We start from the raw sequence: 24341 nt of genomic DNA on the forward strand, positions 1-24341 counted from the left end.
GCCTCCTACTTAACGAAGGGGCAGGGCGCTGTCACGGGCCACCGCGGGCATTGTAACGGTTTTATGTCTTATTCGACGGTGACGGGTCCGTTGGCCGTGCAGGTCGAGACGAGTTCCTCGTAACGCTCGACGATCCAGCCCGGCGCATCTTCGGGAATCTGTTCGTTGAGGCTGTCCTTGGACCGGGCAAAGACCTTGGCCGTGCGCGAATTGTCCACCGCGGCGATGGTGTCGGCGGTCACCACGTTGTCATAGACGATAAGCGCCACCGCGATCAGCAGGATCGCACGAAGCACACCGAAAACGAACCCCAGCGCCTTGTCCACGCCCGAGAGCGCCGAGCGCTGGATGACCGAAGAAAACAACGGCGTGAAGAGAGACACGACCACGAGTGCAAGCGCCAGAACGGCTGCGAAGCTCGCAATCACGGACAATTCGCAACTGTCCGAGAAGAAGTCGCCGATATACGGGATCTCCTTGACCAGCGGCACGAATTGCGGCGCGAAGAGATAGGCGATGACGGCGGCGGCGACCCATCCGACGATGGCCATGCCTTCCCTTACGAAGCCGCGGGAATAGGCGAGGATGGCCGAGACCAGAATCACCAATGCGACGATGCCGTCGACTATCGTAAACCCGTCCATCTGTCCGTCCCTTGTTTTTTGCGGCTATCCGGCGCCGAACATGTCTCCGACGAACCCCGCCAGATCCGGATAGGACCGGACCGAAAGGCCGCCTTTCCCGCCCGCCTTGGAGCGGTCCGGGATGATCGCCGTTGTGAAACCAAGTTTTTCCGCCTCTTTCAACCTGTTTTCGGTCTGCCCCACCGGGCGCAGCGCGCCAGAGAGAGAGATTTCGCCGAAAACCACGGCTTCTCGGGGCAGGGCGGCATCTTCCCGCGCAGACAGAAGTGCGGCGGCGACCGCGAGGTCGGCGGCAGGTTCAGACACCCGAAGTCCGCCCGCGACGTTGAGATAGACGTCCAGACCTGCAAAAGGGATGCCGCAGCGCGCTTCGAGCACGGCGAGGATCATGGCGAGCCTGCCTGCGTCCCAGCCCAGAACGCTCCGGCGCGGTTGGCTCAGGGTCGAGGGCGAGACCAGCGCCTGAAACTCGACCAGCACCGGCCGCGTCCCCTCGATCCCGGCAAAGACGCAGGAGCCGGGCGCGGCCTCTTCCCTGTCCGACAGGAAAAGCGCCGACGGATTGCCCACCTCGGCCAATCCGCCACCGGTCATCTCGAACACGCCGATCTCGTCGGCGGGGCCAAAACGGTTCTTCACCGCGCGCAGAATGCGAAACTGATGCCCGCGCTCGCCTTCGAAATAAAGCACCGTATCGACCATATGCTCGACCACGCGGGGGCCTGCGATCTGGCCTTCCTTGGTGACGTGACCGACAAGGATCACAGCCACGCCGCGTTTCTTGGCAAAACTCACGAGCTCATGCGCCGCAGCACGTACCTGGCTCACGCTCCCCGGCGCGCTGTCGACGTTGTCCGCCCACATGGTCTGGATCGAATCGATGATTGCCAATCCGGGGCGCTCGGTCTCGAGCGTCGTGAGGATGTCGCGCAAATTGGTTTCGGCGGCGAGTTGCACCGGCGCATCCGCCAGCCCGAGCCGCTGCGCACGCATCCGCACCTGCGCACTGGCCTCCTCGCCGGACACGTAGATGGTCTTCACACCCTGTCGCGCAAACCGTGCCGCGGCCTGCAAGAGCAACGTCGATTTCCCGATCCCCGGATCGCCACCCACCAGCACCGCCGACGCGGGCACCAGTCCGCCGCCCAGCACCCGGTCCAGTTCCTCCATGCCCGACGTGGTGCGCGGTGGCGGCACCTCGTTCGCCGCCAGATCGCTCAGAACCATCGTCGCGCCGCGCTTCGCCCCGAGCGATTTCTTCGCCGGACCCGACGAAAGAGGTTTTTCCTCGACGATGGAATTCCACTCGCCACAGGCCTCGCACCGGCCTGACCATTTGGAAAAGGACGCCCCGCAGGACTGGCAGACATAGGAAGAACTGGGTTTCGCCATGAGCTCTTTTTTCACGCGGATAGTGGGGGCGCAAGATCACCCGGTCCCCTTCATTGTTCCGAAAATACTTCGGGAGGGACGGGGCGTTCGCCCCGCGAACGGCACGCGGGAGGGCTGGCCCTCCCGACGGGTCGGAGGGTCGCGTCAGCGGCGCTCCGAGACCGTTTGGCGCGGTTTCCACATGGACACGAGAAGCGAGGCCAGTACGCAGAACGTGAAAAGATAGAGCCCCCAGCCAACCTCGACCCGCGTCATCGCGACCCCCTTGATGATCACGACATAGAGCGCCATCAGGAAGATATCGGCCATCGCCAACCGCCCGAGAAAACCGAACAATGGCTTCAATAGCCCCCAGCTGATCCCGGAATGCATCAGCGCCATCCCGATCACCTTCACCGCCGGGCTGAGAATCGCGAAAATCGCGACGACAAGCGCGAGCAGGATATCCTCGCCCCACAGCGCGCCAAGTCCGGAGATCACGCTCACCTCCTTCAGTCCCAGAAGTGGAAGGTTCAGCCCGGCGCGCAGAAGCGGGGCAAACCACGCGATGGGGAACAGGACGATCAGCGACAGGTTCAAGGCAACGATCCAACGTGGCGCAGTCATCTGACCGGCCCGCCGCGATGTCTTGATCGTCTTCGTGCCCGTCATGGGACGTTGTGCATCCATGTCATGTCTCCCGAGTGCCGTTCACGTCACGTGCGACCAGCTGCACCCGTCTAGGTAAGTCGCGACGGTCTGTGGTTTAACCTGCATTCCGTCAACAAACCGGTTCCCGCACCCTCACCGCGACAGAAACCGGGCGAGGAGCGGGTCTTTGGCACCATCGAGATCCTCCACCGGCCCTTGCCAGCGGGCGCGACCCGCATCGAGCAAAAACACCTCGTCGGCAATGGCGCGGATCGAGGCCATGTCATGGGTGATCGTCATCGCCGCCGCGCCCAGATCGGTGACGAGACTTCGGATGAGCGCGTCGATCTCGCCCGCCGTAACCGGATCGAGCCCGGAATTCGGCTCGTCGAAGATCAGCAGACGCGGACGCCCGAGAATGGCGCGTGCCAGCCCGACGCGCTTCTGCATCCCACCCGAAAGATCGGAGGGGAGCAGATCGGCCACCCGCGCGTCCAACCCGACCTTGTCCAGAGCCTCCAGTGCAGCATCCTTCGCGGCCCGCCGCCTCACCCGCTTCGGGCCGTGGCGCAGTCGAAACGCCACGTTCTCCCAGACCGGCAGGCTGTCGAACAGCGCCGCGCCCTGAAACAGAACGCCTGTCTGTGTCATCAACCCGCGTCGCACCTTCGCCGACATCGGCGCGCCGTCGATCATCACCTGGCCCGCGTCCGCTGCCATCAGACCCAGCGCGATCCGCGCAAGCACCGATTTGCCGGTCCCCGACCGCCCGAGAATGGCCAGGGATTGGCCGGAGACGATCTCCAATGAGACGTCCTCGAGCACGGGGACGCCACCGAAAGACTTGGCGATATGGTCGAGCCGGATCATGCGGAAAAGAACGCCCCGGTCAGCGCCACATTCGCCGCGAGGATCAGGATCGCGGCCCACTGCACGGCGGATTTCACCGCCTGTCCGACACCGCGTGCGCCCCGACCGGCATTCAGCCCCGCGTGACAGGCCAGCGTCACCGCAATCAGCCCGAACACGGCCCCCTTGATGAGCGACAGCGCGATATCGGCCTCGGTCAGGAAGTTCCAACTCGTCTCGACATAGCTTTCGGGCGTGAAGCCAAGCTGACCGGTCGCGACCGCGAACCCGCCGAACAAGCCAAGCACATCGCCCACGCCGACCAGAACCGGCACCGTCACGACGCCCGCCAACACGCGCGGCGCGGTGAGATAGGTCATAGGATCGGTCGACAGTGTCACCAGCGCGTCCACCTGCTGGGTCACTTTCATCGTCGCGATTTCGGCGGCGATGGAGGAGGTGACCCGCGCCGCGATCATCAGCCCGACCATCACCGGCCCCAATTCCCGGACAATCCCGATGGCCACGATCTGCGGCACGACCATCTCGGCGGACAGGCGCGATCCGCCCGCATGGATCTGAAGCGCCAGCGCCGCGCCGGTGAACACCGCCGTCAATCCGACGATGGGCAAGGACAGCCAACCGACCTGAAGGAACGCCCGCGCGATTTCGCGTGGAAAACGGATCGTGAGGGGCAGGCGCAGAAGCGCGTCGAGGAAAAAGAGCGTCACGTTGCCCAGCCGCGCCAATCCCCTGCGCGTGCCCCGCCCGAGAAGGGCAAGGGGCCTGAGCAGCGGGTTCACATGCGCCCCCGCGCGTAATGACGGGTATAACGGTGGCCCAATTGGGTCAGGATCTCATAGCCGATCGTCCCCGTCGCATCGGCCAGATCATCGACCACCTGATGCGGCCCGAGCAGGCCAAGGCTCGCGGGCGAAACATCCAGATGCGTGACGTCCACCCCGATCAGGTCCATCGACACCCGGCCGACGATGGGGCAGGGCGTGTCCTCGAAGAACATCACCCCGATATTGGACAGATGCCGGGTAATGCCGTCCGCATATCCGCCCGAGACGGTGGCGATCTTCGCAGGCCGCTCCGCAATCCACGAATTGCCGTAACCGACGCTTTCGCCAACCTTGATGTCGCGCACCTGTATCACTGGCAGGTCGAGGTCCACGACCCGGTGCGCATCGACGAAAGGCCGCGCGCCGTAAAGCCCGATACCGGGGCGCGTAAGGTCGAAATGATAATCCGGGCCAAGCAGGATGCCCCCCGTCGCCGCGAGCGACAGGGGCACGGCCAGCCCATGCGTCATGTCGAGGAATTCGGCAAGCTGGCGCGGGTTCATCTCGTGCTCCGCCTCGTCCGCGCAGGCGAGATGCGACATGATGAGCCGCGGCCCCGCATCCAGAACGATGTCACGCACGGCGGCCCATTCGGCGGGTTCCATGCCGAGCCGGTTCATGCCGCTGTCGAGTTGAATGCCGAAAGGCGATCCGGGCAGGGCCTCCAGATGCCGGGTCAGTTGATCGACCGAATTGATCATCGGCACGAGGTTCAGGTCGTGGATCATGTCGGTGTCACCCGGCATGTGTCCCCCGAAGACCGAGATTTCCGGCCCCGGACCCAAAGCCTCGCGCAACGCCGCGCCTTCTTCGGCCACGGCGACGAAAAAGCGCCGCGCACCGGCGGCAGCGAGAGCGCGCCCGGCCTTGGCCACACCTGTGCCATAGGCATCCGCTTTGACCACGGCTGCGGTCTGCACATGGCTCGCGCTCATCGCGTCCAGCGCGCGCCAGTTCGCGGCCAGCGCGTCGAGGTCGATTGTAAGTTTACCCGTTCCCATGCGGCGTGGTTTGTCGCTCCCTGCCGGTCAGGTCAAGAGCCACCTTCGGACGGGGCCAATTCGGTGACGATCTGGTTGTTCTGATGCAGCGTTTTGTGCACCGGGCATTTGTCCGCGATCTCGATAAGCTTGTCCCTCTGTGCGTCGTCCAACGCGCCCTCGAGATGGATAAGCCTCCGGAATTCATCTATTTTCTGCGACGGCTTGTCCGGATCAGCATCCTCCGCATGAACCTTGTCATGGGTGACATCCACGCGAATCCCCGTCACGGGCCATCCTTTGCGCCGCGCATACATCCGCATCGTCATCGAGGTGCAGGCTCCGAGCGCAGCCGAGAGCAGGCCATAAGGCGACAGCCCTTTGTTGGTGCCGCCCATCTTTTCCGGCTCGTCGGCATAGACATGGTGCGGCCCCGAAGCCACGTCCTGAAGAAACCCGTCAGGGTCCGCCTCGGTCACGCGCAACACGCCTTCTGGCGCCCCCGCCCGCGGCTCCGGTGCGCCAAGGTCGAGGTAACGCTTCGCCCAGGCCGCGATAACGTCAGCCGCGTATTCCGCGTCATCGCCCCGCGAAATCAGGTGATCGGCATCGTCGAGCGTCACGAAGCTCTTGGGGTGGAGCGCGGCGCGGAAAATCGCCTCGGCATTGTCGATCCCTACCACCTCGTCGCGTGGCGCATGCATGATAAGAAGTGCTGCCTTGAGATCGTGAATGGCAGGCTCGAGGTTTTCGGCCCGGATGTCCTCGATGAACGCCTTGCCGATGACGAAGTCCCGCCCGCCCAGATCGACCGTTGCGCGCCCGTCCTGCATGATCTGTTCGACCCGGTCGGCGAAGTTGTGGGTTACGTGGTCGGGGGCATAGGGCGCGGCGAGCGTCACCACCGCCTTGATCCCCTCCATCCCCGCTCCGGCCCGCAACACGGCAGCCCCGCCAAGCGAATGCCCGATCAGCAGGGACGGCGCGAGGTCGCGGTCGGCGAGGGCGCGCGCGGCGGCCCGCAGGTCTTCCACGTTCGAGGTGAACGTGGTGTTGGCGAACTCCCCCTCGCTGTGCCCAAGCCCGGTGAAATCGAACCGCAGCACCGCGATCCCGGCTGCGTTCAACCGCCGCGCAATTCGCTTGGCCGGAAGGATGTCCTTCGAGCAGGTGAAGCAATGCGCGAAAAGCGCGGTCGCCCGCACTTTGCCCGCGGGAAGGTCCAGTCTTGCGGCCAACTCCGACCCGTCATGTCCCGCGAATGTCAGTTTTTCCGTCGTCATGCCGTCCTCCGGTTTTGCTATTCCAACATGGACATGCCGCGCGCCGGGCGCAATTGGGCAGGCTGTCGCCGATGTGAACGAAGGGCATGTTTCCCCGTGCCATTCCGGCGGGTAAGAGGAGCCATGAAAAGAACCTTCGACATTGTCCTGATCGCGCTCACAGCCGTGACGTTTCTCGGCCTCGTGCTCGGCTACGCCGGCGACCTGCACCCGTTCGGTGATTCCCTTGCGGTATTTCGCGCCTATGCGGGCTTGGGTCTCGTGGCCCTGGGGGCACTGCACCTGATCCGCCGGCATTGGGTCGTCGGTGCTGGGTCGGTGCTGGTCGGAGCCGGCGTTTTTCTGTCGCTTGGGTTCGTGCCCCTCGGCGGCGCCGCCGCCAACGCCACGGCCGAGACCAAACCGACCTATACGCTCTACCAGAAAAACCTGCTTTTTCTGAACAGCGCACGAGACGAGCTTTCCACCGACATCCTGCGCCGCCGCCCCGATGTCGTCACGATTCAGGAGGTCCACAAGCGGAACGCGCGCATTCGTAACCGGCTGACCCGCCGCATGGCCTCGGCCACCTATTGCGATTTCGTCGGGGTCGGTGGCGTTGCGGTGTTTTCGCGTTGGGAGATGATCGAGGGGACACAGCAATGCCTCTGGGGATCGGCCGTCATGCAGGTCGATGCACCCGAGGGCCCGCTCTGGGTCATCTCGACACACTTGCACTGGGTCTTTCCTTACGAGAATGCCGAACAGGTGGCCGACCTCGTTCCCGCGCTCGCCGCGCTCGAAGGACCGAAAGTCATCGGAGGCGACTTCAACACCGTGCCCTGGAGCGACGGATTTCGCGATTATGCTGCCGCGGCAGACGTCAAACGCATCGGCCGGGTCGAAGTCTCGATCGTCAAGGCCCGGGGGGCGCTGCGTGTGCCGATCGACCATGTCCTCGTCACGGGCGGGCAGGGGCGCACGGAACTGCTGCCGCTCCTTGGCTCAGATCACCGCGGCGTCTGGGCGGAATTCACGCTGCCGGAAACGAAAAACTGATGGAAAAAAGGCGGCCCCGAAGGACCGCCTGAAGTGTGGGAAGGACACGTGGCACGGCCCTGTGAATACCGTGCCGGGAGTACGCGCGCCCTCCTGACCAGTTCTCTCGAACACCATCCTTATCGCCGCGCAGTTTGATCTGGACGCGGAAGAATGGTGGCGGAAACGGTTTGTTTCCGTCGTGGTTTCGACACAGGTCGGACTTCAAGTCTCGCACCGACCCCTGAAAACATGCGGCCCGGAAGGTGTGGGAACACGTGACGCCACATTTCAGGCGTGAGCGGGCGGTTGTTTTGGGGCCGACCAATGAAAAAGGGCGCCCCGACAGGGACGCCCTCGCAATGTCTCACAACCCGGATCAGACGCTGTAATACATCTGGTATTCGATCGGGTGCGGCGTGTGCTCGTAGGCGTAGACCTCTTCCCACTTGAGGTCGAGGTAGCCGTCGATCTGGTCCTTCGTGAACACGTCGCCAGCGGTGAGGAATTCGTAATCCTCGGCCAGGCTGTCGAGCGCTTCACGCAGCGAACCGCACACCGTCGGAATGCCTTCCAGCTCTTCCGGCGGCAGATCGTAAAGGTTCTTGTCCGAGGACGGGCCCGGATCGATCTTGTTCTTGATCCCGTCGAGGCCGGCCATCAACAGGGCGGCGAAGCACAGGTAGGGGTTCGCGGCCGGATCGGGGAAGCGGGCTTCCACACGCTTGGCTTTCGGGCTCTCGGTCCACGGAATACGCACGCAGCCCGAACGGTTACGGGCCGAGTAGGCGCGCAGAACCGGGGCTTCGAAGCCGGGGATCAGGCGCTTGTAGGAGTTCGTGGACGGGTTGGTGAAGGCGTTGAGCGCTTTCGCGTGCTTCAGAACGCCGCCGATGAACCACAGGGCCTCATCCGACAGGTCGGCGTATTTGTCGCCGGCGAAAAGCGGCTTGCCGTCCTTCCAGATCGACATGTTCACGTGCATGCCCGAGCCGTTGTCGCCCTTGATCGGCTTCGGCATGAAGGTCGCCGAGCGGCCATAGGCGGCAGCCACGTTGTGGATCACGTATTTGTATTTCTGAAGCTCGTCGCCCTGCTTGGTGAGGCTGTCGAAGATCAGGCCAAGCTCGTGCTGCGTGGTTGCAACCTCATGGTGGTGCTTGTCGACCTTCATGCCGAGCATTTTCATGGTCGAAAGCATTTCCGAGCGGATGTCCTGACCGTCATCGGACGGGTTCACCGGGAAGTAGCCGCCCTTGTAGTCGGGGCGGTGGCCAAGGTTGCCCATCTCGAACTCGGTGTCGGTGTTCCAGGCGGCGCCATCGGCGTCGATCTCGTAGCCGACCTTGTTCGGGGCGACCGAGTATTTCACGTCGTCGAACAGGAAGAATTCAGCTTCCGGACCGAAATAGGCCACATCGCCGATCCCAGAGGACTTCAGGTAGGCTTCAGCTTTCTCGGCCGTGCCGCGCGGGTCGCGCTCATAAGGCTCGCCGGTGTCGGGCTCGACAATCGAGCAATGCACGCAGAGCGTCTTTTCCGCATAGAACGGGTCGATATAGACCGATTCCGTGTCGGGCATAAGTTTCATGTCGGAGGCTTCGATGGATTTCCAGCCGGCGACCGAGGAGCCGTCGAACATGAAGCCTTCTTCCAGAAAGTCTTCGTCGACCTGGTCGGACATCACGGTCACGTGCTGCAGTTTGCCGCGCGGATCGGTGAAACGGATGTCGACATAGGCGATGTCTTCATCCTTGATCAGTTTGAGAACGTCAGCGTTGCTCATGGTACTTCGCTTTCCCCTTTGGTTGGAATACGGTGATTGGTCAGTGGGTTAAACGGCGTCGTGGCCGGTTTCGCCAGTGCGGATGCGGATCGTCTGCTCGATCGGCGAGACGAAAATCTTGCCGTCGCCGATCTTGTCGGTCTTGGCGGCACCGACGATCGCCTCGATGGCGGCATCCACCTGGTCCGAGGGCAAGACGACCTCGATTTTCACCTTCGGCAGAAAATCGACGACGTATTCCGCGCCGCGATACAGTTCGGTATGGCCTTTCTGGCGTCCGAACCCCTTCACCTCGATGACAGAAAGGCCTTGCACGCCGATCTCCTGAAGGGCTTCTTTCACTTCGTCGAGCTTGAAGGGCTTGATGATGGCTTCGATCTTTTTCATGGGCTCCCCTCCGGAAATCAGGTTCGCCGCCCACTGACCACTTCCAGACGGGGGCGACAATTGGATAGGGTTTGGGTAGCCCAAGCGGGCGGCGGATTCCAGTGCTGATGCACAATATTTATGCACTCTGCCGATTGCGCGGGCGATATGCGAACTATTCGAGCGAAATCCATGTCTGAGCTGCTCACATCCGCCCAAATGCGCGCCGTCGAACAAGCGGCTATTTCGTCGGGGGCCGTGACCGGGCTGGCGCTGATGGAGCGGGCGGGTGAGGGCGTCGTGTCCGCCATCCTGACCCACTGGCCAGACCTCGCGCGCCATGACCGCAAGGCGGTCGTGCTGTGTGGACCGGGCAACAATGGCGGCGACGGCTTCGTGATTGCGCGGCTGTTGCAGCAGAAAGGCTGGCGCGTCGAGGTCTATCTTCTGGGCGCGCCGGACATGCTGCCGCCCGATGCAAGAGCGAACTATGACCGCTGGCGCGAGATCGGCCCTGTCGCCGCTTTGCCGTTCGAAAGCGAACCGGGGGCAGGGTCGCAGACGGGCATCGTGATCGACGCGCTGTTCGGCACCGGGCTGACCCGTGGGTTGGACCCTGATACCGCTTCGATCCTCGCGACCTTCGATCGGTCGTCGACCGATTGGGCCCGGGTCGCCGTCGATATCCCGAGCGGCCTGTGCGCCGATTCCGGTCGCCCGCTTCTTACCGGATCGGGGCAGGGCGGAGCCGCCTTCCGCGCCGACCTCACGGTCACCTTCCATATGCGCAAAAATGGCCATGTTCTCGCCGATGGCCCGCGGCTCTGCGGCGTCCTGCGGGTCGCTTCGATCGGCCTTTCCCAGACCGGAAACGACACCACCTGGCTCGTCGACTCGCCAGCGCCCTTCGTCAATGATCTCGCAAAATCAGAAGGCCATAAATACGGCTACGGTCACGCGCTCGTGCTTGCGGGCGGCTCTGGCAAAGGCGGCGCGGCCCGCCTCGCGGCGCGCGCGGCCCTGCGGATCGGTGCGGGGCTCGTGACCGTCGCACCCACACCCGGCGCACTTCAGGAGAACGCCGCCAGGCTCGACGCAATCATGCTCGCGCCGGTTGCCGATGCCGCCACCCTGGACACACGATTGCAGGACCCGCGTCTCAATGCCCTGTGCCTCGGCCCCGGCCTTGGTCTTGAGCGTGCGCGCGACCTTGTTCCCTGTGCGCTTTCGGCGGGGCGGGCCACCGTGCTCGACGCGGATGCAATCACGGCCTTTGCGGATGCGCCTCAAACATTGTTCAAGCGGGTCCATGATACCTGCGTTCTGACACCGCATATGGGCGAATTCGCCCGGCTGTTCCCCGACCTGGCTGAGCACCTATCGGCTCCGGCAACCAGCGGTCCGGCCTACGCGCGTCTCGATGCCGCCGCAGATGCCGCTGCGCGCGCGGGATGCACCGTGCTTCTGAAGGGACCCGACACGGTCATAGCTGCCCCGGATGGCGCCCGCGCCGTGCATGCGGCGGTTGGTCCGCGTGCCGCGCCCTGGCTCGCGACCGCCGGATCAGGAGACGTGCTCGCCGGACTGATTACCGGACTTCTGGCGCGCGGCTTCGCACCGTTCTCAGCCGCCTGCGCCGCGGCTTGGCTGCACGCAGAGGCCGCACGCAGCTTCGGCCCGGGTCTGATTGCAGAGGATATCCCGGAACAGCTCCCGGCCCTGCTCGGGAAAATGACGACCTGAGCCGCTTATACTGCCGGCGTCGTTTCGGGGTGAACCGCAAGGCATGTAGGGGGCACCAGATGCAACGCGCCGGACCCTCCGGCCCGGCGCGCAACACTCACATATGCGTTTGGATCAGCTCTTCATCTTGCAGGTATTCACACCGAAGAGGGTGTAGAGCGCGCACCAGCCGGTCACCGCCGTGAACAGCATGACCACGCCCACGACCAGAGCGATCCAGCCAAGCGCGGTCCCCTGATACATGAAGAACAGCACGATCCCCGCGATCCCGATCAACCCGCGAATGGCGCGGTCCACATTGCCTTCGTTTGTCTTGAACATCTCACAACTCCTTGTCGCGTTCATTCGATGTTCAGAGTCTATACCCGGCGTCCCGGCAACGCATGTGACAGGGTCACACAGCGGGATGTTCGATGATGTTTTCCAATCCTTCGCGATCCAGCACGATAACCTGTCCTCGTTCCCGTCCGATCATGCCGTCCCTCGCCAGCCGGTCGAGCCGCCGAGAAACGACCTCGCGCGCGGTGCCTATGGCGCGCGCCATCTCGGCCTGCGTCATCTCGAGCCTGTCGCCTTCGGACCGGTCGAGGATCAGCGCGGCGAGCCGTGCTTCGACCTTGAGAAACGACATCGTCTCGATCAATTGCATCATCGCCTGCATCCGCTCCGCAAAGGCCGCGAAGACGACCTTGCGAAAGGCGGCGGAGCTGTCGAGCAGTTCGAGAAAGACCGGACGTGGCACCAGAACGAGCCGGGTGGGGCGGCTGACCACCGCTTCGGCCGAGTAGTCCTCACCACCCAGAAGCCCCAGCGTGGACTGGATACAGGCCTCGCCGGGCGTGACCTCGTAAAGCAGGATATCCCGGCCGTTCGGACCAACGAGGTAGACCCCGACATGGCCGGTCAGGACGATGACATAACCCTTCACCACCTCGCCCGGCGAGAACAGGCACGTGCCCTCCGGCACCTCCATTGGTGTCAGGCGCGACAGCGCCTGTCGCGCTGGCGGTTCGAGCGCAGCAAGCTCCTGCGCTTCGCCCGTCCAGTCCGCGCTCATTCGTGTCCGCGTTTCTCGAACCGTGGCAGCATGGCCGAGAAATCCTTACCCTCGCCGCCCTCGTTCTCGACGAATTGCGCATAAAGGTCGCGCGCAGCCTTGCCCAAAGGCGTATCGGCATCCGCTGCCTCTGCCGCCTGTTGCGCGAGCCTCAGGTCCTTCAGCATCAACTCCGCCGCGAAACCGGGTTTATAGTCATTGTCCGCCGGGCTGGTCGCACCGATACCGGGGGCGGGGGTATAGGCGTTCATCGTCCAGCTATAGCCCGACGATGTGCTCACCACGTCATACATCGCCTGCCGGTCCAGACCGAGCTTGTCGGCGAGCGCAAAGGCTTCGCAGGTCACGATCATCGTCGCGCCAAGGATCATGTTGTTGCAGATCTTCGCGGCCTGACCGTTGCCCGACGGCCCGCAATACACGGCCTTCTGCCCCATGATGTCGAACAGCGGCTCGACCTTGGCGAACCCGTCCTCGTCGCCGCCGGCCATGAAGGTGAGTGTTCCGGCCGCCGCACCCGTGACACCGCCCGAGACAGGCGCATCTACCGCGAGTAGCCCAGCGTCATGCGCCTGATCGGCAACTGCGCGGGCGCTTTCCACGTCAACGGTCGAGCAATCGGCAAAGACCGCGCCCTTATCCATCGCCGGCACGATCTCGTCAGCTACCTTGCGCAGGATGGCCCCATTGGGGAGCATGGTAATGACAACCTCGGCCCCCTTGGCCGCCTCCACCGCAGTGTCGGCCTTGCTCACGCCGTCCGGCATCGGCGCGGCAAGGTCGAAGCCCGTCACCTCGTGCCCCGCCTTGGCGAGGTTGGCGGCCATCGGTCCGCCCATGTTGCCCAACCCGATAAATCCGATCTTCATGCGATCCTCCCATGTGTTCCACCCCGGACCCAGCCCGGGGCCTCAGCTTTCATAGCGCCAACGCATTCGGCCCCAGGTTGGCGGTCATTTCCTCGACCACCGATATCGGCACGTCGCCAAGCGCATATTTCCATTGCGGGTTGCGATCCTTGTCGACAATGGCCGCGCGTATACCTTCAAGGAAATCGCCATGCTCCATCGAGCGATAGGTGTATTCGTATTCGAACCCCAGCACCGCGCGGATCTCGTCCACTTCGCGCGCGCGACCGATGTTGACCAGCGCCACCGCCATCGCCAGCGGCGAGTTACGCCGGATCGCCTTGAGGGCGACATCCGCAAAATCGCTCCCGTCGTCTTCGAGCGCCGAGACGATCCCGTCCAGCCCATGCTCGAACAAGCGGTCGATCCGCTCTTGTTTATCGGCCAACGGCGCGTCGGGCGGCGTTTCGGCCACCTCCGCGATCTTGGTCACGTCGCCGTTCTGTTCCAACTGGCTGATGAGGTCGAGCCAGTATTCCCGCGGAACGAAAGTATCCGCGAACCCGGCATGAAGCGCATCGCCCGGACCCATCCGCGCCGCGGTAAGGGCGAGGTATTCGCCCATTCCCCCGGGCGCACGGGACAGCAGCAGCGTCCCGCCCACGTCCGGCACAAGCCCGATCCCGACCTCCGGCATCGCAATCTGGCTCGTTTCGCAAACCACCCGGTGCGAACAATGTCCGGCCACCCCGACACCGCCGCCCATGACGAAGCCCTGCATGAAGGCGATGATGGGCTTGGGATACTCCGCGATCTTGGCGTTCATCCGGTATTCGTCCGACCAGAAGGTCCGACCGTAGCTGTAATCCCCGGTGATCCCGGTGTCGTACATCTCCTGAATGTCGCCGCCGGCACAGAACGCCTTGTCGCCCGCCGCGTCGATCACCACCACCTCCACCGACGTGTCGTCCCGCCACGCATCCAGCGCCTTCTCGATCTCGAGGCACATGGCATAAGTCAGCGCATTGAGCGCCTTGGGGCGGTTCAACGTGATCCGCCCCGCGCGGCCTTTCGTCTCGATGAAAATGTCGGACATTCTACCCCCGATCCGCCAGCATCTGGCGGCTCACGATCAGCCGCATGATCTCGTTCGTGCCTTCCAGGATCTGGTGGACCCGCAGATCGCGCACGATCTTCTCGATCCCGTAATCGGCGAGGTAGCCGTAGCCGCCATGAAGCTGCAAACATCCGTTCGCCACGTCGAAGGCCGCATCGGTCACGTACATCTTCGCCATGGCGCAGAACTTCGTGGCATCCGGCGTCCTGTTGTCGAGCTTCCATGCCGCCTGTCGCAGGAAGGTCCGGGCCGATTGCAGTTTGACCTCCATTTCGGCCAGCTTGAACTGAAGTGCCTGGAACTGGTCGATGGTCTTTCCGAACGCCTTGCGCTCACCCATGTAAGCCAGCGTCAGGTCAAGCGCGTTCTGCGCGCCACCGAGCGCCGAGGCCGCGATGTTGAGCCGTCCGCCATCAAGCCCCGCCATGGCGTAAACGAAACCCCGGCCTTCTTCGCCGACGAGGTTGGCATGCGGCACGGTGCAATCGTCGAACTGGACTTGCGCGGTGGGCTGGGCTTTCCACCCCATCTTGTCTTCGAGACCACCGAACGAAAGCCCGTCCGTCCCGGCCTCGATCACGATCGCCGAAATGCCGCGCGGCCCGTCCTCGCCGGTGCGGGTCATGGTCAGGTAGGCATCCGAGTAGCCGCCGCCGGAGATGAACGCCTTGGTGCCGTTCAGCACGTAACCTTCGTTTGTCTTGGCCGCCTTCGTGCGCAGCGCCGCCGCGTCCGATCCGCTCCCCGGTTCGGTGAGGCAATAGGAAAACACCTTCTCCATCGAGCAGAGGTCGGGGAGCCAGCGCGCCTTGTCCTCGTCCGAGCCGAACTTGTCGATCATCCCGCCGCACATGTTGTGGATCGACAGGAACGACCCCACGGCAGGGCAGGACATGGCGAGTGCTTCGAAGACCAGCGTGGCGTCGAGCCGCGTCAAGCCGGACCCGCCGTAATCCTCGCTGACGTAAATCCCTGCAAGGCCAAGCTCCGCCACCTTGGGCCACAGCTCTTTCGGGATCGTGCCCTGACGTTCCCACTCCTGCGCGTAAGGCGCGATATGCTCCTGGCCAAAGCCATGCGCCATCTCGAAAATGGCGTCCTGTTCTTCTGTCAGCGCGAAATCCATGGGTCTCCTCCCCGAGACGGAACTGAACATCGGTTCAGTTTCCGAGTGTGACCCTCCGTCAGGCCAATCTCAACCGCGAATTGCCCAAAACCGGCTTTGCAAGAATGCAAAGCAGAGCCGTTATCGCTCACAGTCCTTCGTGAAATTCCGCAATGAGGCTTCGCACGACCTCCCGCAACGCCTCGTCCCGGGTGAGTTCCGCTTCGATCGCATCGGCAAACACGCGGCGTTGCCGATCCGCGCTGGTGCCGTGTTCGATGATCGCGCGGGCGTTTTCCAACTCCTCGAGACACCCAAGCGCCTCTGCGTCCTCGCGTAACAGCTCTATCAACTCCTCGATCAAGTCAGCCATCGGCACGATCTCACGCTGACCGAAGTCGATCAGCCCGCCCTTGATCCCGTATCGCTGCGCCATCCAGCGGTTCTCGCCAATCAGCACGTTGTCATAGACCCGCCAGCGCTGGTTGCGGCCCTTCAAACGCCACAACATCCGCGTAAGGCTCTGGATGATCGCCGCGATGGTCAGCGCGGTTTCGATCTTGGGCGACACGTCACAAATCCGCGCTTCCAACGTTGGAAACTTGGCCGAAGGCCGAAGGTCCCACCAGATCTTCGACGCATCCTCGATCAGCTTCAGATCGACCAGCGCCTTCACGGTGCGTTCGAACTCGGCATAGCTCCAGAATTTCGGAGGCAGGCCGGTGCGGGGCAGGTTGTCGAAAATCGTGAGGCGGTAAGACGCAAGCCCGGTATCCTCGCCCTGCCAGTAGGGGCTGGACGCGGAGAGGGCGAGCAGGTGGGGCAGAAAATAAGTCATTTGGTTCGCGATATCGACCCGGTCTTCCTCATCCGGCAGCCCGACATGCACATGCATCCCGCAAATCAGAAGCCGCCGTGCGACCCCGCCCAGATCACGACTAAGCTCGTTGTAGCGTTCCTTGTCCGTATGGCTCTGCGTCTTCCAGTCCGAGAACGGATGACAGGAGGCGGCGATGGGCGCGAGCCCGTGCTCGCCCGCCTTTTCCGCCACAACTTGACGCAGGTGGCGCAGGTCCTCCCGTGCCGAAGCGACGCCCTTGCACACATGCGTCCCGATCTCGATCTGGCACTGCAGGAACTCCGGGCTGACCTGTTCGTCCAGTTCTTCGATACAGGCATCCATCAAGGCCTTGGGCGCTTCGGCGAGCGCCAGCGTGTCCTTGTCGACGAGAAGATATTCCTCCTCGATCCCGATGGTGAAATCCGGCTGCAACTTCGCCATGGCGCCTTGCTCCCCTTTGCCCCACGTTGCGGGCAAAACGCCTTTCGCGCAAGCCGCCCGGCGCGGCGCGAAACGTCACATGGCGCAGGCGGCGAGCATGCCGGCGAAGCTTTGTTCAGGTTGCCCAAGGATCGCCAACGCCGCCGCCTCGTCGGATTGGACCGTCGCAACCATGCCCGACACCCCGCGCCACGGCGCGACGAGCAATTGGCCAAACTCCCGAGATACGGTCGTCGGCGCGAAAACGACCATCATCATATCGGCGGTCTTCTCGGTGAAGACATGGGTCTTCTCCGCATGGATCGCCAGCATGCGCTGGAAATCCACATCGTACCCCGTCAGGCCGCTCAGATCGAACAGCCGTTTCATGTCCGGGCGCATATCCGGATGAGCATAATACTCGTCCATGAGCGCTTCGGCTTCGGGCAGCCTGAACCGCCCCTCGCAGCGCACATAGATCAACCCCCGTTCGGGCAGTATCGAAAACTGTCCAGGCATCGTTTTCGTCTGTCCTCGCGCCTTGGGTTCAGGTGCTTTCCGCGTTGACGCCTTCGGCGTCGGCCAGCAGATCGTCGATGCGCGTTTCGGGTTGGCCGAGTATGGCAAGCGCGCCCGCTTCGTCATGCTGAAGCGACACGACCATGCCCGGAACGCCCTCCCACGAGGCCACGAAATGCCGGCCCACTTCCTGCGTGCGCGGCGTCGGCGCGTAAAGGATCATCATGAAATCGGACCGGTCGCCCAGAAACACCGCGGCTTTCTCGGCTTGCATCCGCATGAGCTTGATAAAATCGCGCTCCCAATTCGTCACGCGCGACAGGTCGATCAGTTGCTTTTGTCCCGGATGACTGTCGGGGTTGCGCGTGTAGTCGAGGAACATGGCCTGCGCCTCGTCGAGCGTGATGTGTCCCTCGTATCGGACATAAACCAGACCCCGGTCCGGCAGGATCGTATAACTTCCCGGCAATTCGACATCCCCTTCAATCCCGAGACTCTGTCCAATTCAACAACGGAATTCAAGGGCTTCCGGCGCGTCCTATCCCGATTTCGGTGAACGAGCCAGCATCGTGGCCGAGAATATGGAGCGCGTCCGCTTCGCGCGTGGTCAACCGGGGAACAATGACCGAACCTTCGTCCCAGCTCCTGATGCACGCCATCGCCGCGTCCTGCCCGATTGTCGTCGGCGCATAATAGACAAGGTATGGCGGCTTCGTCCCGGGCGGGAACATGTCCACGGCTTCGGCCTGCATCGCCATGATCCTCGGAAAGTCCCGTTCCCATCCGGTGACGAGGCTCAGGTCGAGCAGATGGTTTTGCGACGGGTGAAAGTCGGGATGCGCCTGGTAATCGGCGAGCCCGCGACGGGTCTCCTCGATCGACATCATCCCGTCATAAGCCACGAAGACGAGATTGCGCGAAGGATATATGCGAAAAGTAAGCGGCATCGGTCCCGGATCAGCTTGCATGAAAAAGCCCGCACGAACAATGATGTGCGGGCTCTTCATGTGCAAGGCGTTTCGGTGTGCCGATGTCTCAGATCAGTCTGACCTGCGTCCCGATCTCGGCAAGGTCGAACAATTCCGCGATCTTCTCGTTGTAAAGCCCGATGCAACCGTCCGACGATCGCCGCCCGATCTTGCGGGTGTCATGGGTGCCGTGGATCAGGTAGGCGGGCCAACTCAGATACATCGCATGGGTGCCCAGCGGGTTTTCCGGCCCGGCCGGCATGACATCGGGGAGGTCGGGAAACCGCTCGTGCATCGAGGCGGTCGGCGTCCATGTCGGCCCGACCTTCTTGCGCACGATCTCGGTGTAGCCGCGCTTGGTCAACTCGTCGGACCGCGGAACCGAGGTCGGGTAAAGCTTGTAGGTGTTGCCGTCGCCCGACCAGAAATGCAGGACCCGGCTCACCGTATCGCACACAATCGCGCCCTTGCCGAGGCTGTCGAAATGGTCGCGCCAATCCATCGTGCGGAACGACGAGATGTTGTTGCGCGCGACCTCGGGGATCAGGTCGTCGGGGTTCGGAACCAACGGTTCGCTTTCCTGCCCACGCAGGATCGTCGGGGCCGCAAAGGGAAGGGCGCTTGCCGTCGCGATCAAGGCGCGGCGTGTGAATTTGGTCTGAGTCATCGGGTGCCTGTCCTGCTCGTTGTTCTCGACAGGTCTTCGCGCCAGCCCGCCTCAAACGCAACGCGCGATTTCGTGAGGACGTATTCTTTCAACCGAATGTGATGAACGGTCTCGTTCAATTCGCGGCGAGATCAGCCATATCGTCGCCGAGCCCGGACGCTTCGATCGCATCTGCGAGCCGCCTGTGCACGTTTACGTCGATCTTCGGCAAGCCCTGCGACAAGAGCTGGAACACCCTGGCAAGCGCGCTCTTCGTGCCCGGGGGGGCCGCGAGTTCGAACCGGAACGACCGGTCGCGGTCCGATAGCGCAAGCCGCATGTAGGGAATGAAATCCTGCACATCGCGAAAGGACAGGTCGATGTCGATCGTCGGCGTCAGGTCCACGACCACCGTGTTGTGACCGGTCCGCGCCACATCCTGCACGAATTCGTTCACCCGCATCACCATGTCGTCGAACGTCACGACGTTCTCGCAGCGAACAAGGGTCGCTTCGGTGCCTTCCACGCGGTGAAGATGTATGGTCATGGTATGGTTTCCAGTCATTGAGGGAATGATTGACAACTCGGAAACCAGAAAATGCGTGGGCGAAGATGTCGCCCACGCCAAGAGGTTACGGATCAATCCATCGCTTTGAAAGCGAATTCTCCACCTTCCTTGATGCCCGAGAACCAGCGGGCGGTCACGGTCTTGGTTTTGGTGTAGAACCGGAACGCATCGGGGCCATACTGGTTCAGGTCGCCGAAGGCCGATTTCTTCCAGCCGCCGAAGGTGAAGTAGGACAGCGGCACCGGAATCGGGAAGTTGATGCCCACCATGCCGACGTTCACGCGCGCGGCAAAATCACGCGCGGTGTCGCCATCGGCGGTGAAGATCGCCGTGCCGTTGCCATACTGGTTCTTCATCACGAGGTCGAGCGCGTCCTCGTAGTTGTCCTTGCGGACGGTCGAGAGGACGGGTCCGAAGATCTCTTCCTTGTAGATGTCCATGTCCTCGGTGACGTTGTCGAAAAGCGTTGGGCCGACGTAATAGCCGTCCTCGTAGCCCTGAAGGCTGAAGCCGCGTCCATCGGTGACGAGCGTCGCGCCGTCCTTCTCACCCGAAGAAATCAGCCCCTCGATCCGCTCTTTCGCCTGCGCGGTGATGACCGGGCCGTAATCCACGTCTTCTTCCGACGTATAGGGGCCGACCTTCAAGGCTTCGACGCGCGGCGTCAGCTTTTCGATCAGCTTGTCGGCGGTCTCCTGACCCACCGGCACCGCCACCGAAATCGCCATGCAGCGTTCGCCAGCCGCGCCGAAACCGGCACCCACCAGCGCATCGGCGGCCTTGTCGAGATCCGCGTCGGGCATGATGATCATGTGGTTCTTTGCCCCGCCGAAGCACTGGGCGCGCTTGCCATTGGTCGCCGCGCGGCCATAGATGTACTGCGCGATCGGGGTCGAGCCGACGAAACCCACCGCCTGCACGGTTTCGTTGTCGAGGATCGCGTCCACGACTTCCTTGTCACCGTTCACGACCTGAAGCACGCCGTCCGGCAAACCGGCCTCTTTAAGCAGTTCTGCCAGCATCATCGACGTGCTCGGGCAGCGCTCGGACGGTTTCAGGATCATCGCGTTGCCCGAGGCGAGCGCGGGAGCCATTTTCCAAAGCGGGATCATGGCCGGGAAATTGAACGGCGTGATGCCGGCCACGACGCCAAGCGGCTGGCGCATGGAGTAAAGGTCGATGCCGGGGCCGCCGGAATCCATGTACTCGCCCTTGAGAATGTGGGGCGCGCCCATGCAGACCTCGACCACTTCCAGTCCGCGCTGAACGTCGCCGCGCGCATCCGGTAGCGTCTTGCCGTGCTCGCGGCTCACCGCCTCGGCCAGCTTGTCCATGTCGCGATTGATGAGATCAGCGAACTTCATCATCACGCGGGCCCGACGCTGCGGGTTGGTCGCGCCCCATTTGACCTGCGCTTCTGCGGCTTTTTCAACCGCTGCGTCCAGCTCCTGGACGCTCGACAAGGCAACGCTGCCCTGCACTTCGCCCGTGGCGGGGTTGAATATATCCTGCTTGCGCGACGAGCTGCTTGCCACCGCCTCGCCATTGATCCAGTTGCCGACTTCGTACATGGAATCCTCCTCATGAAAGCTGCGTGCAATCTACCCTTGCAATTTTGCTGAATAAAGCGACATTTTCTCAAAGCGTTTTGCGATAATGCATGGATAGGGTGAAATGGATTGGGACGACCTGAGGATTTTCCTCGCCGTTGCACGCGGCGAAAGCCTGTCGGCGGCGGGCCGGGTGCTCAAACTCGACCCCGCGACCGTGGGCCGACGCATTTCCAAACTCGAAGAGGCGACTGGCGCACCGCTCTTCGCCCGCTCGCCGCAAGGTTACGGCCTGACCGACGCCGGGGCGCGGCTTCTCGTTCATGCCGAAGACGCGGAGCAGGCCGTGACCCGTGGAACCGAAGCGCTCGCGGGAACGACCGGGGGCCTGTCGGGGCAGGTCAGGATCGGCGCGCCCGATGGTTGCGCCAATTTCCTGCTACCCCGCGTCTGTGCCCATATCGCCCGTGAACATCCCGAGATCGAATTGCAGATCGTCGCGTTGCCCCGGATCATCAACCTGTCCAAACGCGAGGCCGACCTCGCCATCGCGGTGTCACCCCCGACGACCGGACGGCTGACGGTGCAGAAGATCACCGATTACACCCTCCATCTCGCGGCAACCGAGGAGTATCTCGCCAGCCATCCACCCATCGAAGGGCCGGAGGATCTGCGCGCGCATCCGGTGGTCGGCTACATTCCGGACATGATCTTCGACAAGGAACTCGACTACCTGTCCGAAATCGGGGCCGACAAGGTCACGCTGGGCTCGAACTCGGTTTCAGTCCAACTCGGCTTCCTGCGCGAGGGCGGGGGGATCGGCATCGCCCACGACTTCGCGCTCCCCTTTGCGCCGAACCTGCGAAAGGTGCTGGCGGACCGGATATCGCTCACCCGGACCTTCTATCTCGTCCGTCACGCAGGCGACGCCCGCATCGAACGCATGAGCCGCGTGGCCGAAATGGTGCTGGGCGGGTTGAAAGCCGAAGTCGCCCGGCTCGAAGCGCTGACTTGACAAAAGCGTGCGCCGGCGCGAACGTTTAATTACAAGACGTTAGCGCCAACGAGGAGGATGCGATGCTCGTCAGCCAAATTCTGAAAGACAAGGAAACTCAAGGAGTTCTCACGGTGACCAAAGGGACGACCGTGGCCGAGGCTGCAGCGATCCTCTCGAAGGAAAAGGTGGGCGCCGTGATCGTCGCGGAGGACGGCGTGCATCCGCAGGGCATTCTGTCGGAACGCGACATCGTGCGCGAACTCGGCGCCCGTGGCACCGGCTGTCTCACCGACAAGGTCTCCGACATCATGACGGAGAAGCTCATCTCCTGCGAACCCGGCGACCGGGCAATCCAGGTGCTTCAGAAAATGACCGAAGGCCGCTTCCGCCACATGCCGGTGATGGAAGGCGACAAGATGGTCGGCCTCGTGTCCATCGGCGATGTCGTCAAGGCGCGTCTGGAAGAGCTCAGCCAGCAGGCGGAATCGCTCAAGTCGATGATCATGGGTTACTGACACCGGCAGGGGCCGCTCAAGAACCGAAAGCACTTGCATTCGTGGGCGCAATAATATTGCGTGCGGCCTCAATACGGAGGGCTCCATGCGCACAGCACTTTATCCGGGCACGTTCGATCCGATCACGATCGGCCATATCGACATCATCAAACGCGCCTGCGCGCTGGTCGACCGTCTGGTGATCGGCGTGGCGATCAACCGCGACAAGGGGCCAATGTTCACCCTCGAAGAGCGCGTGGCGATGGTCGAGGAAGAATGTGCCAAGCTTGCCGATCAGACCGGGACCGAGATCGTTGCCCATCCGTTCGAAAACCTCCTGATCAACGCGGCCCATGACGTCGACGCGTCGATCATCGTGCGCGGTCTGCGCGCGGTGACGGATTTCGAATACGAATACCAGATGGTCGGCATGAACCGGGCGCTCGACGATACAGTCGAGACCGTGTTCCTCATGGCCGACCTGAAGCATCAGGCAATCGCGTCCAAGCTCGTCAAGGAAATCGCCCGGCTCGACGGCGACGTGACGAAATTCGTCACGCCCGAAGTGAAGGCCAAGCTCTACAAGAAGCTCGGTCGCGATTGATCACCCATAGACCGCGCGCTTGGCGATCCCCTTGGCGTCATACGGAATGAGGCCGAGATCCTCGATGGCGAGTTCGGCGGGCAACGCCTCGATCTCGCGCCGGGTCTGACGGTAATGCGCGCGGCGGGCGAGGGCGGTTTTCAACGTGGTAAAGGCGGACATGATGGCCTCCTGTCTGTTCGCGTGGTCCCCCTCAATCTAGGGATGCCGCGCTGCAGCACAAATGACCAATGGCGATAACCGCCATGAGGTGAGCGCAAGGCGGGCTCAGAACGGCGGCACGACCCCCAGCCCGACCATCGCCCGCAACACGGCATCGACCGCGACGGCGGCCAGGATCATGCCCATCACCCGGCTGATGACGGCGGCCCCGGTCTGACCGATCACCCGGTGGATCGGGTTGGCGGCCAGCAGGATGATGAGAGTGATAAGGAGAACCAGCGCCATCAACCCAGATGTCATGACCTGATGCGAGATCGCGAAACGGTCGTTATCGGTCAGGATCACCACCGCCAGCATAGCACCGGGCGAGGCGATGGACGGCATCGCGATCGGAAACACCGAGGCATGTTTCGCCGCATCGACCCCGCTGAGCTCGGTGTCAGGTTTGCCCGGCCCGAAAATCATGGTCAGCGCGAACAGAAACAGGATGATCCCGCCCGCGATCTGGAACGACAACAGGTCGAGCCCCAGCCCTTCGAGCACGAGTTGCCCGACGACGATGAACGCCAGCAACACGACAAAGGCGACGAGCACCGCGCGGATCGCGGCATGACGCCGGGCACGCGCATCGAGCCCTGCCGTGACGGCAAGGAATACGGGCAGGGTGCCAATTGGGTCGATCACCACCCAAAGGGTGATGAACTCCTGAAGCAGGATTGAGAAATCGGGCAAGATGGCCTCGGACTTGGATCTGTTCGCAAGCCACCGCGTATCGCGTGGCAGCGATTTGGGCAAGCGCCTGTCGCCGCCGCACCGAAGATTCCGGGATTCTGGAATTCTAGCATCCCGGAATCTGATTAAACATGTAATTTCAATGTGTTGCGCGTTCGATTTTCGTCAAAAGGTT

At 62.9% G+C, this 24341-nt stretch carries 28 protein-coding genes; 5 read left to right on the plus strand and 23 right to left on the minus strand.

Going from position 1 to position 24341, the window contains the following annotated elements; all coding sequences use genetic code 11:
- Window positions 1-68 precede the first annotated feature (68 nt).
- From KJP28_RS09880 to KJP28_RS09910, 7 genes are all read right to left on the minus strand, one after another.
- Window positions 69-644, minus strand: a complete 576-nt coding sequence (locus KJP28_RS09880; protein ID WP_218392380.1) for a CvpA family protein — start codon at window positions 642-644, stop codon at window positions 69-71.
- Between the two features lie 24 nt (window positions 645-668).
- Window positions 669-2036, minus strand: coding sequence for a DNA repair protein RadA (radA, locus tag KJP28_RS09885; RefSeq protein ID WP_218392381.1), 1368 nt, complete (start codon window positions 2034-2036; stop codon window positions 669-671).
- A gap of 144 nt (window positions 2037-2180) precedes the next feature.
- Window positions 2181-2642 (minus strand): paraquat-inducible protein A, encoded by a 462-nt coding sequence (locus tag KJP28_RS09890; protein ID WP_218392852.1) that lies wholly within the window; start codon window positions 2640-2642, stop codon window positions 2181-2183.
- Between the two features lie 177 nt (window positions 2643-2819).
- Window positions 2820-3536 carry an ABC transporter ATP-binding protein gene (locus KJP28_RS09895; protein ID WP_218392382.1) on the minus strand — a complete coding sequence of 239 codons (717 nt, stop codon included), beginning with the start codon at window positions 3534-3536 and terminating at the stop codon, window positions 2820-2822.
- Window positions 3533-4318: an MlaE family ABC transporter permease gene (locus tag KJP28_RS09900; RefSeq protein ID WP_218392383.1), complete on the minus strand. Its 786-nt coding sequence runs from the start codon at window positions 4316-4318 to the stop codon at window positions 3533-3535. The genes KJP28_RS09895 and KJP28_RS09900 overlap by 4 nt, the downstream gene beginning before the upstream one ends.
- Window positions 4315-5364 (minus strand): alanine racemase, encoded by a 1050-nt coding sequence (gene alr, locus KJP28_RS09905; protein WP_218392384.1) that lies wholly within the window; start codon window positions 5362-5364, stop codon window positions 4315-4317. The genes KJP28_RS09900 and alr overlap by 4 nt, the downstream gene beginning before the upstream one ends.
- A 32-nt stretch (window positions 5365-5396) precedes the next feature.
- Window positions 5397-6626 (minus strand): bifunctional alpha/beta hydrolase/OsmC family protein, encoded by a 1230-nt coding sequence (locus KJP28_RS09910; RefSeq protein ID WP_218392385.1) that lies wholly within the window; start codon window positions 6624-6626, stop codon window positions 5397-5399.
- Window positions 6627-6749: 123 nt separating this feature from the next.
- Between KJP28_RS09910 and KJP28_RS09915 the strand changes: the two genes are divergently transcribed.
- The gene (locus KJP28_RS09915; RefSeq protein ID WP_218392386.1) at window positions 6750-7664 is read left to right on the plus strand and encodes an endonuclease/exonuclease/phosphatase family protein; all 915 of its coding nucleotides are present in this window, start codon (window positions 6750-6752) and stop codon (window positions 7662-7664) included.
- A 358-nt stretch (window positions 7665-8022) separates the two neighbouring features.
- On the opposite strand, the gene glnA is transcribed toward KJP28_RS09915, so the two are convergent.
- Both glnA and KJP28_RS09925 read right to left on the minus strand, forming a co-directional pair.
- Window positions 8023-9429, minus strand: coding sequence for a type I glutamate--ammonia ligase (gene glnA / locus KJP28_RS09920; RefSeq protein ID WP_218392387.1), 1407 nt, complete (start codon window positions 9427-9429; stop codon window positions 8023-8025).
- A 48-nt stretch (window positions 9430-9477) separates the two neighbouring features.
- Window positions 9478-9816: a P-II family nitrogen regulator gene (locus tag KJP28_RS09925; protein ID WP_218392388.1), complete on the minus strand. Its 339-nt coding sequence runs from the start codon at window positions 9814-9816 to the stop codon at window positions 9478-9480.
- 171 nt (window positions 9817-9987) lie between these two features.
- Here KJP28_RS09925 and KJP28_RS09930 point away from each other — a divergent pair, with 171 nt between their 5' ends.
- A complete protein-coding gene (locus KJP28_RS09930) occupies window positions 9988-11538 on the plus strand; it encodes an NAD(P)H-hydrate dehydratase (protein ID WP_218392389.1) in 1551 nt (516 codons plus the stop codon).
- A gap of 114 nt (window positions 11539-11652) precedes the next feature.
- Here the strand turns inward: KJP28_RS09930 and KJP28_RS09935 are convergent, their stop codons facing one another.
- The 12 genes from KJP28_RS09935 to KJP28_RS09990 form a co-directional block, all read right to left on the minus strand.
- The gene (locus tag KJP28_RS09935; protein ID WP_218392390.1) at window positions 11653-11859 is read right to left on the minus strand and encodes a YgaP family membrane protein; all 207 of its coding nucleotides are present in this window, start codon (window positions 11857-11859) and stop codon (window positions 11653-11655) included.
- A gap of 73 nt (window positions 11860-11932) precedes the next feature.
- Entirely contained in the window at window positions 11933-12595 is a 663-nt protein-coding gene (locus KJP28_RS09940) for a Crp/Fnr family transcriptional regulator (protein ID WP_218392391.1), read from the minus strand.
- Window positions 12592-13464 (minus strand): 3-hydroxyisobutyrate dehydrogenase, encoded by an 873-nt coding sequence (gene mmsB / locus KJP28_RS09945; RefSeq protein WP_218392392.1) that lies wholly within the window; start codon window positions 13462-13464, stop codon window positions 12592-12594. The genes KJP28_RS09940 and mmsB overlap by 4 nt, the downstream gene beginning before the upstream one ends.
- Window positions 13465-13513: 49 nt before the next feature.
- On the minus strand, window positions 13514-14539 hold the full coding sequence (locus KJP28_RS09950) for an enoyl-CoA hydratase/isomerase family protein (RefSeq protein ID WP_218392393.1): 1026 nt from the start codon (window positions 14537-14539) through the stop codon (window positions 13514-13516).
- Between the two features lies 1 nt (window position 14540).
- Complete coding sequence (locus KJP28_RS09955; RefSeq protein WP_218392394.1) at window positions 14541-15686, minus strand: acyl-CoA dehydrogenase family protein; 1146 nt, start codon at window positions 15684-15686, stop codon at window positions 14541-14543.
- Between the two features lie 127 nt (window positions 15687-15813).
- Window positions 15814-16947, minus strand: a complete 1134-nt coding sequence (locus KJP28_RS09960; protein ID WP_218392395.1) for a carboxylate-amine ligase — start codon at window positions 16945-16947, stop codon at window positions 15814-15816.
- Between the two features lie 75 nt (window positions 16948-17022).
- Window positions 17023-17445 carry a hypothetical protein gene (locus KJP28_RS09965; RefSeq protein WP_218392396.1) on the minus strand — a complete coding sequence of 141 codons (423 nt, stop codon included), beginning with the start codon at window positions 17443-17445 and terminating at the stop codon, window positions 17023-17025.
- A 28-nt stretch (window positions 17446-17473) separates the two neighbouring features.
- Complete coding sequence (locus KJP28_RS09970; RefSeq protein ID WP_218392397.1) at window positions 17474-17914, minus strand: hypothetical protein; 441 nt, start codon at window positions 17912-17914, stop codon at window positions 17474-17476.
- Window positions 17915-17963: 49 nt separating this feature from the next.
- A complete protein-coding gene (locus KJP28_RS09975) occupies window positions 17964-18413 on the minus strand; it encodes a hypothetical protein (protein WP_218392398.1) in 450 nt (149 codons plus the stop codon).
- Window positions 18414-18480: 67 nt separating this feature from the next.
- On the minus strand, window positions 18481-19080 hold the full coding sequence (locus KJP28_RS09980) for a L,D-transpeptidase (RefSeq protein WP_218392399.1): 600 nt from the start codon (window positions 19078-19080) through the stop codon (window positions 18481-18483).
- 115 nt (window positions 19081-19195) lie between these two features.
- Window positions 19196-19606, minus strand: a complete 411-nt coding sequence (locus KJP28_RS09985) for a hypothetical protein (protein WP_218392400.1) — start codon at window positions 19604-19606, stop codon at window positions 19196-19198.
- A gap of 92 nt (window positions 19607-19698) precedes the next feature.
- Complete coding sequence (locus KJP28_RS09990) at window positions 19699-21198, minus strand: CoA-acylating methylmalonate-semialdehyde dehydrogenase (protein WP_218392401.1); 1500 nt, start codon at window positions 21196-21198, stop codon at window positions 19699-19701.
- Between the two features lie 103 nt (window positions 21199-21301).
- Between KJP28_RS09990 and KJP28_RS09995 the strand changes: the two genes are divergently transcribed.
- The 3 genes from KJP28_RS09995 (at window position 21302) to coaD (ending at window position 23272) form a co-directional block, all read left to right on the plus strand.
- Window positions 21302-22192: a LysR family transcriptional regulator gene (locus tag KJP28_RS09995; protein ID WP_218392402.1), complete on the plus strand. Its 891-nt coding sequence runs from the start codon at window positions 21302-21304 to the stop codon at window positions 22190-22192.
- A gap of 62 nt (window positions 22193-22254) precedes the next feature.
- Complete coding sequence (locus KJP28_RS10000; protein ID WP_218392403.1) at window positions 22255-22689, plus strand: CBS domain-containing protein; 435 nt, start codon at window positions 22255-22257, stop codon at window positions 22687-22689.
- 85 nt (window positions 22690-22774) lie between these two features.
- Window positions 22775-23272, plus strand: coding sequence for a pantetheine-phosphate adenylyltransferase (gene coaD / locus KJP28_RS10005; protein ID WP_218392404.1), 498 nt, complete (start codon window positions 22775-22777; stop codon window positions 23270-23272).
- On the opposite strand, the gene KJP28_RS10010 is transcribed toward coaD, so the two are convergent.
- Both KJP28_RS10010 and KJP28_RS10015 read right to left on the minus strand, forming a co-directional pair.
- Entirely contained in the window at window positions 23273-23434 is a 162-nt protein-coding gene (locus tag KJP28_RS10010) for a DUF1127 domain-containing protein (RefSeq protein ID WP_218392405.1), read from the minus strand.
- Window positions 23435-23539: 105 nt separating this feature from the next.
- Complete coding sequence (locus tag KJP28_RS10015) at window positions 23540-24166, minus strand: MarC family protein (protein ID WP_218392406.1); 627 nt, start codon at window positions 24164-24166, stop codon at window positions 23540-23542.
- Window positions 24167-24341: the final 175 nt, after the last annotated feature.

This window comes from Maritimibacter dapengensis (assembly GCF_019218265.1).
GTDB classification, from domain to species: domain Bacteria; phylum Pseudomonadota; class Alphaproteobacteria; order Rhodobacterales; family Rhodobacteraceae; genus Maritimibacter; species Maritimibacter dapengensis.